This window comes from Streptomyces sp. NPDC003023, from assembly GCF_042888225.1.
In the GTDB taxonomy this organism is placed as follows: Bacteria; Actinomycetota; Actinomycetes; order Streptomycetales; family Streptomycetaceae; genus Streptomyces.
Window position 1 is genome coordinate 23,566 of the sequence record NZ_JBIAPL010000006.1, and the last position, 13,202, is coordinate 36,767.

Here is a 13,202-nt window from a genome sequence, read left to right on the forward strand (position 1 = left end):
GAGGGGCTCACCGGAGCGGGTCCGGACCGGCCGGCACGGGGCCGGTCCGGACCTTCCTACCCGTCGTGCTCGAACTCGTACGCCTCGACCTCGGCCAGATACCGGGCGCGGCGCTCCTCGTCGTCGTCCAGGAACGCCGCCAGGAACGAGTTGCGCGCCAGTTCGCGCAGCTGCTCGTCACCGAGCCGCAGCGCCTCGTGCACCGCGTGGAAGGTGTCGCCGACGTAGCCGCCGAAGTAGGCCGGGTCGTCGGAGTTGACCGTGCACATCAGCCCGGCTTCCATCATCCGCCCCAGCGGATGGTCCTCCAGCACGTCCACGGCCCGCAGCCGTACGTTGGACAGCGGGCACAGCGTCAGCGGGATCCGCTCGCGCGCCAGCCGGGTCACCAGCTCCTCGTCCTCCATGCAGCGCAGCCCGTGGTCGACCCGCTCCACGCCGAGGACGTCCAGTGCCTCCCTGATGTACGCGGGCGGCCCCTCCTCCCCGGCGTGCGCGACCTTGCGCAGGCCGAGCGCCGCGGCCGCCTCGTACACCTCGCGGAACTTCGCCGGCGGGTGGCCGGCCTCGGCGGAGTCGAGGCCCACGCCGGTGATCCGGTGCAGATACGGCTTCGCCGCCTCGAGCGTCGCGAGCGCCGATTCGGCCGGCTGGTCCCGCAGGAAGCACATGATCAGCCGGGTGGAGACGCCGTACCGCTCCTCCGCCCGGTCGAGCGAACGGGCCAGCCCCTCCACGACCGTGCCGAACGGGACGCCCCGGGCCGTGTGCGCCTGCGGGTCGAAGAAGATCTCCGCGTGCCTCACGCCCTGCGCGGCCGCGCGCTCCAGGTAGGCGTCCGCCAGGTCGGCGAAGTCCTCCTCCGTGCGCAGCACCACCATCAGCCCGTAGTACAGGTCGAGGAACGACTGGAGGTCCTTGAACAGGTAGGCGCGGCGCAGCTCCTCCGCGTCCGCGTAGGGCAGCGCGACACCGTTGCGCGCGGCGAGCGCGAAGGCGAGATCGGGTTCCAGGGTGCCTTCGACATGCAGGTGGAGTTCGGCCTTGGGGAGCGACATGATCCCATCCTAGGCCGGTGCCGCCTCAGGACCGCCGGGGTACGGGGACGCGCGACAGGTCCTTGGCGACGGTCACCTCGCCGTCGAAACCGGCCGCTCTCGCCTGCCGCTCGAACTCGGCGGCGGCATCGGTGTAGCGCTGGGAGAAGTGGGTCAGCACCAGGTGGCGCACGCCCGCCTCGTGGGCCGCGCCGCCCGCCTGGCCTGCCGTCAGGTGACCGTGGTCGGCCGCCAGTTGCGCGTCCTCGTCGAGGAACGTCGACTCGATGACGAGCATGTCGCAGTCCTTCGCGAGCGTGCGGACTCCGTCGCAGAGCCGGGTGTCCATCACGAAGGCGAACCGCTGCCCGCGGCGCACCTCACTCACGTCGTCGAGGGTGACACCGCCGAGCGCGCCCTCGCGCTGGATCCGGCCGACGTCCGGGCCCTTGATGCCGTACGCGGCCAGTTTCCCCGGCAGCATCCGGCGGCCGTCCGGCTCCACGAGGCGGTAGCCGTACGACTCGACCGGGTGGGACAGCCTGTGCGCGTACAGGGTGTACGCGCCGGTCCGCGCGACGACACCGTCGGCCGAGACGGGGGCCTCCACGAGTTTCACCGTCTCCCGGTACGCCGTCGCGTACCGCAGGCGGTCGAAGAAGCGCTGCCCGCTCTTCGGGTAGTGCGCGGACACCGGGTGCGGGACCTGGTCCAGATTGATCCGCTGGATCACACCGGCGACGCCGAGGGAATGGTCACCGTGGAAGTGCGTGACGCAGATCCGGTTGATGTCGTGCGCGGACACACCGGCGCGCAGCATCTGGCGCTGGGTGCCCTCACCGGGATCGAAGAGGAGACCCTCGCCGTCCCACCGCAGGAGGTAGCCGTTGTGGTTGCGGTGCCGGGTCGGGACCTGGCTGGCAGTGCCGAGCACCACGAGTTCGCGTACGGACAAGGCGCCGGCTTCCCGTTATCCGGGCGGCCACTCGAGGCCGCGGCCACCGAGCACGTGCGCATGGGCGTGGAAGACGGTCTGACCGGCGCCGGAACCGGTGTTGAAGACGACGCGGTAGCCGCTGTCCGCCGTCTTCTCTTCGGCGGCGACCTCACCCGCCTCGCGCAGCACGTCGGCGGCGAGATCCGGAGCGGCCGCGGCGAGGGCGGCGGCGTCCTTGTAGTGCGCCTTGGGGATCACGAGGACGTGGATGGGGGCCTGGGGGTTTATGTCGCGGAAGGCGAGGGTGGTCTCCGTCTCGCGTACGACGGTCGCGGGCACCTCCCCGGCGACGATCTTGCAGAACAGGCAGTCAGCCTGCGGTTCTCCGGCCATGCCCCGGTCCCTCCTGGTGCTTTGACGACTTGCAGGGGCATCGTATCGGCCGGTGCCCGGACCGGGGTTGATGCCCGGACCGGTTGATGCCGGGACCTGTTGACGACCGCACCGGTGACGACCGCACCGGTGACGACCGACCGGGGTCGGTGCCCGGGGCCCGGGTCGATGCCCGGCCCCGTTCAGCTTCAGCGGTGGCGGGCGGGTGGCACCGCGCCCGACATCTTCTCCTTCGACGACGACGACCGCCTCGTGTACGAGGCCGCCCCCTCGGACACCTGCGCGACGACGCCCGGAGGGCAGCCGCTCGTCTGCCCGATGCGGGCCGTCACCGTCACCCGGGGCACGCCGTGAGACGCGCCTCCGCCCCGGTCTCAGGCTGGTGACCGCGGGCGCTTGTCGGCCCCGGTCCCGAACGGCGGCGGGTCCCGGCCCGGGTGCCGAACGCGGCGGGGTCCCGGCCCCGGCTGCGCGGCAAGGCCGCCGGGGCCGTCAGGCCGTGAAGGGAGCGGGTCCGGCTACGGGAGCGACGGCGGTTGCTTCGCCGGGTTCTCCGCGAGGGACTCGAGCGCCAGGCGGATCGCCTCGTCCAGCTGCGGGTCACGCCCCGCCGCCTGGTCCTGCGGTGTCGTGACGACCTCGACGTCCGGGTCCACGCCCCGGTTCTCCACGTCCCAGCCGTAACCCTCCAGCCAGAAGGCGTACTTGGGCTGGGTGACCAGCGTGCCGTCCACGAGGGAGTAGCGGCTGTCGATGCCCACGACACCGCCCCAGGTGCGCGTGCCGACGACAGGCCCGATGCCGAGCGCCTTGATCGCCGCGTTGACGATGTCGCCGTCGGAGCCCGAGAACTCGTTGGCGACGGCGACGACCGGACCCCGGGGGGCGTCCAGCGGGTAGCTGGACGGCTGCATCCCGCGCGGCAGGTCCCAGCCGACGATGCGGCGGGCCAGCTTCTCGATCACGAGCTGGGACGTGTGTCCGCCACGGTTCTCCCGTACGTCCACGACGAGCCCCTCCCGCGCCACCTCGACCCTCAGGTCGCGGTGGATCTGCGCCCAGCCGGGCGCCTGCATGTCGGGGACGTGCAGATAGCCGAGGCGGCCGCCGGACTTCTCGTGGACATGGGCACGCCGGCTCGCGACCCACGCGTGATACCGCAGCGGCTCCTCGTCGGCGATGGGGACGACGACGGCGTGCCGCGCGTCGCCGCCGCCCGCGGGCGACACCGTCAGTTCGACGGGCTTGCCTGCCGCCCCGACGAGCAGCGGACCGGGACCCTTGACCGGGTCGACCGGCCGGCCGTCCACGGCGAGCAGCGTGTCGCCGGCGCGCAGGGCGACGCCGGGCGCGGCGAGCGGCGAGTGCGCGTGGGGGTCCGAGCTCTCCGACGGCAGGATGCGGTCGATGCGCCATGTGCCCTCGGCGGTGCGGGAGATGTCCGCGCCGAGCAGGCCCTGCCTGGTGGACGCGTCACCGTGCCCGCCCGGAGCCATGACGTACGCGTGCGAGGTGCCGAGCTCGCCCTGCACCTCCCACAGCAGGTCGACGAGGTCGTCGTGGGTCGCGACCCGCTCGAGGACGGGCCGGTAGCGCTCCAGAACCCCGTTCCAGTCCACGCCGCCGAGATCGGCCCGCCAGAAGTGGTCGCGCATGAGCCGCCCGGCCTCGTCGTACATCTGCCGCCACTCGGCGGCGGGCTCGACGGTGCCGCGGATGCGGGACAGATCGACCGTGACGCTCGCGGAGCCGTCGTTGTCGCTGTCGTCGTGCGAGACGTCACGGTCGCTGGGGACGACCTTGAGCTTGGCGCCGCTCCACAGCAGCACCCGCTTGCCGTCGCCGCTCACCCGGAAGTACGAGGCGTCGGAGGAGAGTTCCTCCACGCGCTGCTGCCCGAGGTCGTACCGCTCGAGGACGGTCCTCGGCCCCGGGTCCTCGGGCGTGGCGCGGGTGGTGCCGAGGACACCGCGCAACGGGTGGCGCAGCCAGAGCAGGCCGTCCTTGGCCGCGCGCAGGGTGGAGTAGCTGGCGGCCTCGACGGGGAACGGGATTATGCGGTCGGCGAGTCCGTCGAGGTCGATACGGGTGACGGGTGCCGCCGCGTCGTCCGACTCCGGCGTGCCGTCCTTGTCGGCGTCGAACGGCCGGCCGTGCCGCTGCGGCCCGAACGGCGAGGGCGTGGTCGCCGCGAGCGTGATCAGATGCGGTCGGCATCCGCCCACGAACGCCAGGTCGAAGACATGGGCGTCGTAGACGGGGTCGAAGGCGCGCTCGGAGAGGAACGCGAGGTGCTTGCCGTCGAGGGTGAAGGCCGGCTGGAAGTCGGCGAACCGCAGCGGCGTCGCCTCGGAGACCGTCAGGTCACCCGTGTTGGCGAGCTTGATCTGCCGCAGCGGGCTGGGACCGGGATGCGACCAGGCGAGCCAGGCCGAGTCCGGCGAGAAGACGAGGCCGTCGGCGTCGCCGTGCTCGCTGCGGTCCACCTCGCGCACCTCCCCCGTCTCCCGCTCCACGAGGAGCACACGGCCGTCGTGCGAGGCGACCGCGGCCCGGCTGCCGTCGGGGGCGACCGCCAGGTTCAGCACCCGTCCCAGCCTGCCCGCGGCGAGCCGGCGCGGTGTGGCGCCGGCGGCGGTCCCGGTGGCGGGCGCGAACTCGAGCGCGTCGTCGCCCTCCGCGTCGGTCACCCAGACGACGTGCTGCTCGCCGTCGACCTGGAAGGTGCGCGGCAGCCTCGCCCGCACACCGGGCTCCGCGGCGAGGGAACGTGCCGGTCCTTCGCGGTGGGTGAGCCAGTGGACGGCGCCCCTGACCTCCACGGCACTGCCGCGGCCGGTGTGGTCGGGGGCGGCGGCGCCGACGTCCTGGGCGGCGTCGACCGGCCGGGGCTGCAGGTCGGTGCGCTGTCCGCCGAGCCGCAGGTCCAGGCGGCGCGGTTCGGCGTCGTCCAGGTCGTCGAGGAGCCACAGTTCGCCGGCGCTCGCGTAGGCGACGCGGGTGCCGTCGGTGGCGGCGTGGCGGGCGTAGAAGCCGTCGAGACCGGTGTGGCGGCGCAGGTCGGAGCCGTCGGGCAGGGACGAGTACAGGGCGCCGGTGCCCTCGTGGTCGGAGAGGAAGGCGACGCGGTCGCCCACCCACAGCGGGTACTCGATGTTCCCGTCGACGTTCTCGTGGAGGCGGGTGAACTCACCGTCGCCCTCCCGGTCGATCCACAACTTGCCCGCGGTGCCGCCCCGGTAGCGCTTCCAGGCCGCTGCCTCGCGGCCCATGGTGGCCGACAGCAGCAGGGTGTGCGGCCCGTACGCGAGGCCGCCGACCGGCCCGTACGGAAGGACCTCGGCGGGCCCGCCGTCCAGCGGAACCGCCCGCGCCCAGGAGCGGCGCAGTGACGCCTGCCCGTGGGTGGTGAGCGCCAGGACCCGGCCGTCGGGGGTCCAGCCCCGTACGGAGGTCCGGTGGCTGCCCCAGTGGGTGAGCCGGTCCGACGGACCACCGTCGACGGACGCCACATGGACCTCGGGCGCGCCGTCGCGGTACGAGGTCCAGGCGATACGGGTGCCGTCGGGCGAGATCCTCGGATGGTTCACGGGCATGTTGTCGGCGCTGACGCGCCACGCCCGGCCGCCGTCGAGCGGCGCGACCCAGACGTCGTCCTCGGCGGTGAAGGCGATCAATTCACCGTGCAGATGCGGATACCGGAGGTAGGCAGGGTGCGTCACACCGTCACCCTAGGCAGGTGGAAGCCCCGAGGTGAGGGTTTTGGATCACTTGGCCGGAACGGCGGTCACGGTTTCCGTCACGGTCACCGTGACCGTGGGCCGAGCCGGTTCGGGTTCGGTGGTTCGGCCCGGCGCCGGGGTGGCGGGGCTGCCGCTCGGTGCGGCGCCGCAGTCCCCGAGCATGGTCGCCCGGAACACGATCTTCTTCTCGATCCTCGCGGTCAGATCCCCGCGGACGCACTTGCCCGCACGCTCCTCCGTCACCTTGCCGGTCACGGTGATGTCCTGCCCCGATCCGGTCTCGCCCTGGCAGTCGACGGTGGCGCTGCCGGGTGCCGAGGGCGCGCTGCCGGGCGAAGCGGTGCCGGGCGAAGCGGTGCCGCCCGCACCCGACGTTGGCCGTACAGCTCAGCCAGGCCACGTCGAACGTCAGCCGCTCGAGCGTGCTGGTCACGGTCCGGTCGGTGGTGAGCGCCACGGCGGCGGAGTCGAGGCCCCCGGCGGTGGGCCCACAGGCGGTCAGGGCGCCGACTGCCGTTGCTGCTGCGGCGGTTGCTACGAGCGCGCGCCGCGCTCTTGTCCGGGCGGGCATGACGTCAGAGTGCCACCGGCCGCCCCCGTGGAAAAGGGTGGTTGTGGCCACGGTGCAGCCCGTACGGTCGGGCTCATGACCAAGAAGCCGGACCGTGTGCGCCGCCTGGTGGTCGACGCGGAGACCGCCTGGATCTGGTCCGTACGGCACGGGCACACCCGCGTCGGGGACCGTGTCGGCGACTGCCGTACGACACTGGGCCTGCGGCGTGAAGGCACGCAGCAGCGGCTGGCGATCGTCTTCCGTGAAGGGCCGGGGCGGGTCGTCTCCGGTGGCTACTGGCATTTCGGCGCGGTCGCCTCGGGCGACAGTTGGCTCAATCTGCACCAACCGGGTGCGGCGAGGCGGCTGCTGGACGCGGCCGCGGCGCGCGGCCTGCTGCCGGACCGGCCGGGGACGACGGAGGTCGACGGATGGTCGCTGCTCGGCGCCGCGGCGGCGTCCGCCCAGGAACCGGGTGACGCCGCCTGAACCGCCGCCCCCGCCGTCCTGGTTCAGGACCAGCGGCCGGTGCCGTCCCGGTTCAGGACCAGCGGCCGGTGCGGCCCAGCAGGAGAGCCGTCGCCGCCGTGCCCGCCGTGGAGGTGCGCAGCACGCTGCGGCCCAGCCGGTACGGCTTCGCGCCCGCCTCCGCGAACACGGCGAGCTCCTCCGGTGAGACGCCGCCCTCCGGTCCGACCACCAGCACGATCGAGCCCTCGGCCGGAAGTTCTGCCGTCGCCAGCGGCTCCGCGCCCTCCTCGTGCAGCACCGCCGCGAAGTCCGCCGCCGCCAGAAGTGCCGCGACCTGCTTGGTCGTCGCCGTGTCCGCGACGTCGGGGAACCGCAGCCTGCGCGACTGCTTGCCCGCCTCGCGGGCCGTCGCCCGCCACTTGGCCAGCGACTTGGCCCCGCGCTCGCCCTTCCACTGAGTGATGCAGCGCGCCGCGGACCACGGCACGACGGCGTCCACACCGGTCTCCGTCATGGTCTCCACGGCGAGTTCACCGCGGTCGCCCTTGGGCAACGCCTGTACGACGGTGATACGGGGCACCGGCTGCTGCTCCTGCGGGCACTCGCCCACCTCGACGACCAGCCGGTCCTTGCCCTCGGTCGAGACGACGGACCCCGAGGCGCCACGGCCCTGGCCGTCCGTGAGGACGATGTCCTCGCCGGGCTGGAGTCTGCGCACGGAGACGGCGTGCCGCCCCTCCGGGCCGTCGAGCGTGACGGCCGTACCAGGCGTGACGCCTTCGAGCGAGTCGACGAGAAAGACTGGAGCAGTCATCACACACCACCTCCGAGTGCGAACGCGGCACGGGCCGAGTCGACTTCCGCGGCCAGCACCCCCACCAGTTGGGCGGCCGGCATCTCACGCGACAGCCGGTGGCCCTGGCCCGCCCACAAAGACATGCCCTGAGCGTCGCCCGCCTTCGCCGCGGCCTTGCGCAGACCACCCGTCAGATGGTGCACCTCGGGATACGCGGCAGGCGCGTACGGCCCGTGCTCCCGCATGAACCTGTTGACCAGGCCGCGCGCGGGACGCCCGGAGAACGCACGGGTCAGCTCGGTGCGGACGAACAACGGGTTGGTCATCGCCTGCTTGTGCAGCGCGTGCGCCCCCGACTCGGGGCAGACCAGGAACGCGGTGCCGAGCTGCGCGGCGCTCGCGCCGGCGGCCAGTACCGCGGCGATCTGGCTGCCGCGCATCAGGCCCCCGGTGGCGATGACGGGCAACTCGACGGTCCGCCCGACCAGTTCGAGAAGCGTGAGCAGACCGTAGCCGGTCCCGTCCGTCGCGGGGTCGTCCCGGTGCGTGCCCTGGTGACCGCCCGCCTCGATGCCCTGGACGCACACGGCGTCGGCACCTGCCCACTGGGCCGCCTGCGCCTCCTCGGGCGTCGTGACGGTCACGATCGTGTACGTCCCCGCCTTGGTGAAGGACTCCAGCACGCTGCGCGTGGGACAGCCGAAGGTGAACGACACCACCGGGACCGGATCGTCGAGCAGTATCGCGAGCTTCGCCTCGTAGCCGTCGTCGCGGCCACTGTCCGGATCGCCCAGCGGCGTCTCGTACCAGGTGGACTCACCGGCCAGCTGATCCCGGTAGACACCGACGGCGGCGGGGTCGGCCGTACCGGGCTGCGGCATGAACAGGTTGACGCCGAAGGGGCGGGCGGTGAGCCCGCGGACCTGCTTGACCTCCTGGTACATCCCGTCCGCCGTCTTGTACCCGGCGGCGAGGAAACCCAGCCCACCCGTCTCGGACACGGCAGCGCACAGTTGCGGGCAGGAAGCGCCGCCGGCCATGGGGGCCTGCACGATGGGATGCCGGAAGAGATCGGTCAGCGCGGAGGACATGCAGGCATCGTGCCATGTCCCCACGGCCTGGCCGAATCTCCCATTCCGGTCCCGCCCGACGCTCGGCGGCGCGGGGCGCCGTCCCCTACCCGCTCCACCGCGCGAAGCGCGGTACAGCGGGTGGGAACGGGAAGGGACAAGGCCGCCGCAGGCGCCACGCGCCTGCCGCGCCCCCGTCTAACGCCCGTTGAACGCGTCCTTCAGGCGCGAGAACAGCCCCTGCTGCCCCGGCTGGAACTGCCCCGTCGGCCGCTCCTCGCCCCGCAGCTTCGCCAGGTCCCGCAGCAGCCGTTCCTGCTCCACGTCCATCTTCGTCGGCGTCGTCACCTCGACGTGCACGATCAGGTCGCCGCGACCGCCGCCCCGCAGGTGCGTGATGCCGCGACCGTGCAGCGGGATCGACTGACCGGACTGGGTACCGGGGCGGATGTCGATCTCCTCCACGCCGTCGAGCGTCTCGAGCGGACACTTCGTGCCCAGTGCCGCCGCCGTCATCGGAATGGTCACCGTGCAGTGCAGGTCGTCCCCGCGCCGCTGGAAGACGGGGTGGGCGATCTCGTGGATCTCGACGTACAGGTCGCCCGCGGGGCCACCGCCCGGGCCGACCTCGCCCTCGCCCGCGAGCTGGATCCGCGTGCCGTTGTCGACACCGGCCGGGATCTTCACCGTCAGCGTCCGCCGCGAGCGCACCCGCCCGTCGCCCGCGCACTCGGGGCACGGCGTCGGCACGACCGTGCCGAAGCCCTGGCACTGCGGGCAGGGCCGCGAGGTCATGACCTGGCCGAGGAAGGACCGCGTCACCTGCGACACCTCGCCGCGGCCGCGGCACATGTCACACGTCTGCGCGGAGGTACCGGGCGCCGCGCCCTCGCCCGAGCAGGTCGTGCACACGACGGCCGTGTCGACCTGGATGTCCTTCGTCGTGCCGAAGGCGGCCTCGTTGAGCTCGATCTCCAGGCGGATCATCGCGTCCTGGCCGCGCCGCGTCCGCGAGCGGGGCCCGCGCTGCGACGCCGTGCCGAAGAACGCGTCCATGATGTCGGAGAAGTTGCCGAAGCCACCTGCTCCGAAGCCGCCCGCACCGCCGCCTCCGGCCTGGGAGAGCGGGTCTCCGCCGAGGTCGTAGACCTGCTTCTTCTGCGGGTCCGAGAGCACCTCGTACGCGGCGTTGATCTCCTTGAAGCGCTCCTGCGTCTTCGGATCCGGATTAACGTCCGGGTGGAGTTCGCGCGCGAGGCGGCGGAAGGCCTTCTTGATCTCGTCCTGCGATGCGTCGCGGCGCACGCCGAGTACGGCGTAGTAGTCCGTGGCCACTTACGACTCCGCCAGGATCTGTCCGACGTAACGTGCCACTGCGCGTACCGCTCCCATCGTTCCGGGGTAGTCCATGCGGGTCGGTCCGACCACGCCGAGTTTGGCAACTGCCTCGTCGCCCGAACCGTAGCCGACCGAGACGACGGACGTGGAGTTGAGTCCTTCATGGGCGTTCTCGTGACCGATCCGTACGGTCATGCCCATACCACCCGACTCATTCGCCTCGCCGAGCAGCTTGAGCAGCACCACGTGCTCCTCGAGCGCTTCGAGCACCGGGCGGATGGTCAGGGGGAAGTCGTGCCCGAAGCGCGTCAGATTGGCGGTGCCGCCGATCACGAGCCGCTCCTCGGTCTCCTCGACCAGGGTCTCGAGCAGAGTGGACAGCACCGTGGAGACGGTGCCGCGGTCCTCGTGCTCGAAGGAGTCGGGGAGTTCCTGCACCAGCTGCGGCACGTCCGCGAAGCGGCGTCCCACGATCCGGCTGTTGAGCCGGGCCCGCAGGTCCGCGAGGGAGGTGTCGCCGAACGGCGCGGGGCAGTCGATCATGCGCTGTTCGACCCGGCCGGTGTCCGTGATCAGCACGAGCATCAGGCGGGCGGGCGCGAGGGAGAGAAGTTCCACATGCCTGACCGTCGACCGGGTCAGCGAGGGGTACTGGACGACCGCGACCTGCCGGGTCAGCTGCGCCAGCAGCCGGACCGTGCGCCCCACGACGTCGTCGAGGTCGACCGCCCCGTCCAGGAAGTTCTGGATGGCGCGACGCTCGGGCGACGACAGCGGCTTGACGCCCGCCAGCCGGTCGACGAAGAGCCGGTACCCCTTGTCGGTGGGGATCCGGCCGGCGCTGGTGTGCGGCTGGGCGATGAAGCCCTCCTCCTCCAGCACGGCCATGTCGTTGCGGACGGTGGCCGGTGAGACGCCGAGCTTGTGCCGCTCGGTGAGGGCTTTGGAGCCGACGGGCTCCTCGGTGCCGACATAGTCCTGGACGATGGCGCGCAGCACCTCGAGCCTGCGTTCGCTGAGCATCCGCGCACCTCCAGTGGTTCCTCGGTGTGGCCTGGCACTCGATGCGTCCGAGTGCCAGCATTCCCCCGGCCAGTGTACGGCTGCCGGGTACACGGGTAGCAAGGGTGGCAGACCATGCGGTCGGACATGTCGCCGGGCGCGGCCCGCACGGGTCGGTGCGGGTGCGATGCGGATAGCGTCGTCCCTATGGACCTCGGTTGGGAAGACTTCGGCTGGGAGCGGCTGGCCCCCGGCGTCGGCCGCCGCCGTCTGCCGGGCTGGGACGCGACCGTCGGCCTGGTGGTCGGCGAGGACGCCGTGCTGCTGTACGACACCGGCTCGACGCTCCGCGAGGGCGCCGAGGTACGGGCTCAGGCACAGGCGTTGCTGGGCGGGCGCCGCGTGACGCACATCGCACTGAGCCACCCGCACTTCGACCATGTCCTCGGCACCGCGGCCTTCGCGGGCGCGGAGGTCTACGGCGCGGTGGGCCTGGACACCCTGCTGGACCGGGAACGGGACGAGATCCGGGCCGACGCGGTCCGCCACGGGGTCCCGGCCGACGACGCGGCCGAAGCGGCTGACCTGCTGGTCGCCCCGCACCACCCGGTGTGCGGGGAGTGGACGCTCGAGCTGGGCGGACGCCAGGTGCTGCTGGCGAACGTCGGCCCCGGCCACTCGGGCCACGACCTGGTGCTGCTGGTGCCGGGTGAGCCGGAGATCGTGTTCTGCGGGGACCTCGTGGAGGAGTCCGGCGAGCCGCAGGCGGGCCGGGACGCCTTCCCGTCCCGCTGGCCGGCCGCACTGGACCGGCTGCTCGATCTCGGCGGCGAGGACGCCCTGTACGTCCCGGGGCACGGCGCCGTCGTCGACGCGGCGTTCGTGCGGGCGCAGCGCGGCGAACTGGCGGCGCGTTTCAACGTGTCGTGACGGCGTGTCGTAGTGGCGTGCGGCCGTATCGTCGTCCGAATGCGCAGCTACAGCCCTGATCTCACGCCGCCGTGGAAGCGGTCGAAGCCCGTCGCCGAGGTGCCGGCCGAGCCTGATCTGGTGGTCGAGGAGGTGTCGACCGGCTTCTGCGGTGCGGTGATCCGCTGCGAGGCCGGGACCGTGACCCTGGAGGACCGTTTCGGCAAGCACCGTGTCTTCCCGCTCGAGCCGCGCGGCTTCCTGCTGGAGGGCAAGGTCGTCACCCTGGTCCGCCCGGCCGCGGCGACCCCCTCCCGCCCGACCCGTACGGCCTCCGGTTCGATCTCCGTGCCCGGAGCACGGGCACGGGTCGCCCGGGCCGGCCGCATCTACGTGGAGGGCCGTCACGACGCGGAACTCGTGGAGCGGGTGTGGGGCGACGACCTGCGGATCGAGGGCGTGGTCGTGGAGTACCTCGAGGGCATCGACGACCTGCCGGCGATCGTCGGGGAGTTCGCCCCCGGCCCGGACGCCCGCCTCGGCGTCCTGGTGGACCATCTGGTCGAGGGCTCGAAGGAGTCCCGTATCGCGGCGTCGGTCACCGATCCGCACGTACTGGTCGTGGGCCATCCCTACATCGACGTCTGGGAGGCGGTGAAGCCGTCCTCGGTCGGCATCCCGGCGTGGCCGACCGTCCCGAGGGGCCAGGACTGGAAGAAGGGCGTGTGCCGGGCGCTCGGCTGGCCGGACAACACCGGCGCGGCCTGGCAGCACATCCTGTCGAAGGTGACGAGCTACAGGGACCTGGAACCGTCACTGCTGGGCCGGGTGGAGGAGCTGATCGACTTCGTCACGGCCGGCGGTGAGGCCTGACTTCGGGGAGAGTGCCGGATCCGCCGGTGTCCGGCTTGCCGCCGAGTACGTCCAGCGGAGTCGCCGAACGTCGTCACTCG

At 72.5% G+C, this 13,202-nt stretch carries 13 protein-coding genes; 4 read left to right on the forward strand and 9 right to left on the reverse strand.

What is annotated here, in order from left to right:
* Nucleotides 1-56 precede the first annotated feature (56 nt).
* From ACFYV1_RS20480 to ACFYV1_RS20490, 3 genes are read right to left on the reverse strand one after another with little or no spacing between them, the layout of a single operon-like run.
* Entirely contained in the window at nt 57-1,058 is a 1,002-nt protein-coding gene (locus tag ACFYV1_RS20480) for an adenosine deaminase (protein WP_389396938.1), read from the reverse strand.
* A gap of 25 nt (nt 1,059-1,083) precedes the next feature.
* Complete coding sequence (locus tag ACFYV1_RS20485; protein WP_389396939.1) at nt 1,084-1,992, reverse strand: ribonuclease Z; 909 nt, start codon at nt 1,990-1,992, stop codon at nt 1,084-1,086.
* A gap of 15 nt (nt 1,993-2,007) precedes the next feature.
* The gene (locus tag ACFYV1_RS20490) at nt 2,008-2,367 is read right to left on the reverse strand and encodes a histidine triad nucleotide-binding protein (RefSeq protein WP_389396940.1); all 360 of its coding nucleotides are present in this window, start codon (nt 2,365-2,367) and stop codon (nt 2,008-2,010) included.
* Nucleotides 2,368-2,535: 168 nt separating this feature from the next.
* Here ACFYV1_RS20490 and ACFYV1_RS20495 point away from each other — a divergent pair, with 168 nt between their 5' ends.
* The gene (locus tag ACFYV1_RS20495) at nt 2,536-2,721 is read left to right on the forward strand and encodes a hypothetical protein (RefSeq protein ID WP_389396941.1); all 186 of its coding nucleotides are present in this window, start codon (nt 2,536-2,538) and stop codon (nt 2,719-2,721) included.
* 164 nt (nt 2,722-2,885) lie between these two features.
* On the opposite strand, the gene ACFYV1_RS20500 is transcribed toward ACFYV1_RS20495, so the two are convergent.
* Both ACFYV1_RS20500 and ACFYV1_RS20505 read right to left on the reverse strand, forming a co-directional pair.
* The gene (locus tag ACFYV1_RS20500; protein ID WP_389396942.1) at nt 2,886-6,089 is read right to left on the reverse strand and encodes a S41 family peptidase; all 3,204 of its coding nucleotides are present in this window, start codon (nt 6,087-6,089) and stop codon (nt 2,886-2,888) included.
* Between the two features lie 45 nt (nt 6,090-6,134).
* Nucleotides 6,135-6,365, reverse strand: a complete 231-nt coding sequence (locus ACFYV1_RS20505; protein ID WP_389396943.1) for a hypothetical protein — start codon at nt 6,363-6,365, stop codon at nt 6,135-6,137.
* Nucleotides 6,366-6,756: 391 nt separating this feature from the next.
* Between ACFYV1_RS20505 and ACFYV1_RS20510 the strand changes: the two genes are divergently transcribed.
* A complete protein-coding gene (locus tag ACFYV1_RS20510; RefSeq protein ID WP_389396944.1) occupies nt 6,757-7,152 on the forward strand; it encodes a hypothetical protein in 396 nt (131 codons plus the stop codon).
* A gap of 52 nt (nt 7,153-7,204) precedes the next feature.
* Here ACFYV1_RS20510 and ACFYV1_RS20515 read toward each other — a convergent pair whose 3' ends face one another.
* The 4 genes from ACFYV1_RS20515 to hrcA form a co-directional block, all read right to left on the reverse strand.
* Nucleotides 7,205-7,948 carry a 16S rRNA (uracil(1498)-N(3))-methyltransferase gene (locus tag ACFYV1_RS20515; RefSeq protein ID WP_389396945.1) on the reverse strand — a complete coding sequence of 248 codons (744 nt, stop codon included), beginning with the start codon at nt 7,946-7,948 and terminating at the stop codon, nt 7,205-7,207.
* Nucleotides 7,948-9,021 (reverse strand): nitronate monooxygenase, encoded by a 1,074-nt coding sequence (locus ACFYV1_RS20520; RefSeq protein ID WP_389396946.1) that lies wholly within the window; start codon nt 9,019-9,021, stop codon nt 7,948-7,950. The genes ACFYV1_RS20515 and ACFYV1_RS20520 overlap by 1 nt, the downstream gene beginning before the upstream one ends.
* A gap of 177 nt (nt 9,022-9,198) precedes the next feature.
* Nucleotides 9,199-10,335, reverse strand: coding sequence for a molecular chaperone DnaJ (gene dnaJ, locus ACFYV1_RS20525; RefSeq protein WP_389396947.1), 1,137 nt, complete (start codon nt 10,333-10,335; stop codon nt 9,199-9,201).
* Nucleotides 10,336-11,361, reverse strand: coding sequence for a heat-inducible transcriptional repressor HrcA (hrcA, locus tag ACFYV1_RS20530; protein WP_389396948.1), 1,026 nt, complete (start codon nt 11,359-11,361; stop codon nt 10,336-10,338).
* A gap of 186 nt (nt 11,362-11,547) precedes the next feature.
* Between hrcA and ACFYV1_RS20535 the strand changes: the two genes are divergently transcribed.
* The gene (locus ACFYV1_RS20535) at nt 11,548-12,270 is read left to right on the forward strand and encodes an MBL fold metallo-hydrolase (protein ID WP_389396949.1); all 723 of its coding nucleotides are present in this window, start codon (nt 11,548-11,550) and stop codon (nt 12,268-12,270) included.
* 39 nt (nt 12,271-12,309) lie between these two features.
* The gene (locus ACFYV1_RS20540) at nt 12,310-13,122 is read left to right on the forward strand and encodes a DUF3097 domain-containing protein (RefSeq protein WP_389396950.1); all 813 of its coding nucleotides are present in this window, start codon (nt 12,310-12,312) and stop codon (nt 13,120-13,122) included.
* The last annotated feature ends 80 nt before the right edge of the window (nt 13,123-13,202 follow it).

Excerpts from the sequence above, each read along its gene's own strand:
- ACFYV1_RS20480 (WP_389396938.1), bottom strand. The coding sequence starts at position 1,058 with ATGTCGCTCCCCAAGGCCGAACTCCACCTGCATGTCGAAGGCACCCTG.
- ACFYV1_RS20490 (WP_389396940.1), bottom strand. The coding sequence starts at position 2,367 with ATGGCCGGAGAACCGCAGGCTGACTGCCTGTTCTGCAAGATCGTCGCC.
- ACFYV1_RS20495 (WP_389396941.1), top strand. The coding sequence starts at position 2,536 with ATGCCCGGCCCCGTTCAGCTTCAGCGGTGGCGGGCGGGTGGCACCGCG.
- ACFYV1_RS20510 (WP_389396944.1), top strand. The coding sequence starts at position 6,757 with ATGACCAAGAAGCCGGACCGTGTGCGCCGCCTGGTGGTCGACGCGGAG.
- ACFYV1_RS20515 (WP_389396945.1), bottom strand. The coding sequence starts at position 7,948 with ATGACTGCTCCAGTCTTTCTCGTCGACTCGCTCGAAGGCGTCACGCCT.
- ACFYV1_RS20520 (WP_389396946.1), bottom strand. The coding sequence starts at position 9,021 with ATGTCCTCCGCGCTGACCGATCTCTTCCGGCATCCCATCGTGCAGGCC.
- hrcA (WP_389396948.1), bottom strand. The coding sequence starts at position 11,361 with ATGCTCAGCGAACGCAGGCTCGAGGTGCTGCGCGCCATCGTCCAGGAC.
- ACFYV1_RS20535 (WP_389396949.1), top strand. The coding sequence starts at position 11,548 with ATGGACCTCGGTTGGGAAGACTTCGGCTGGGAGCGGCTGGCCCCCGGC.
- ACFYV1_RS20540 (WP_389396950.1), top strand. The coding sequence starts at position 12,310 with ATGCGCAGCTACAGCCCTGATCTCACGCCGCCGTGGAAGCGGTCGAAG.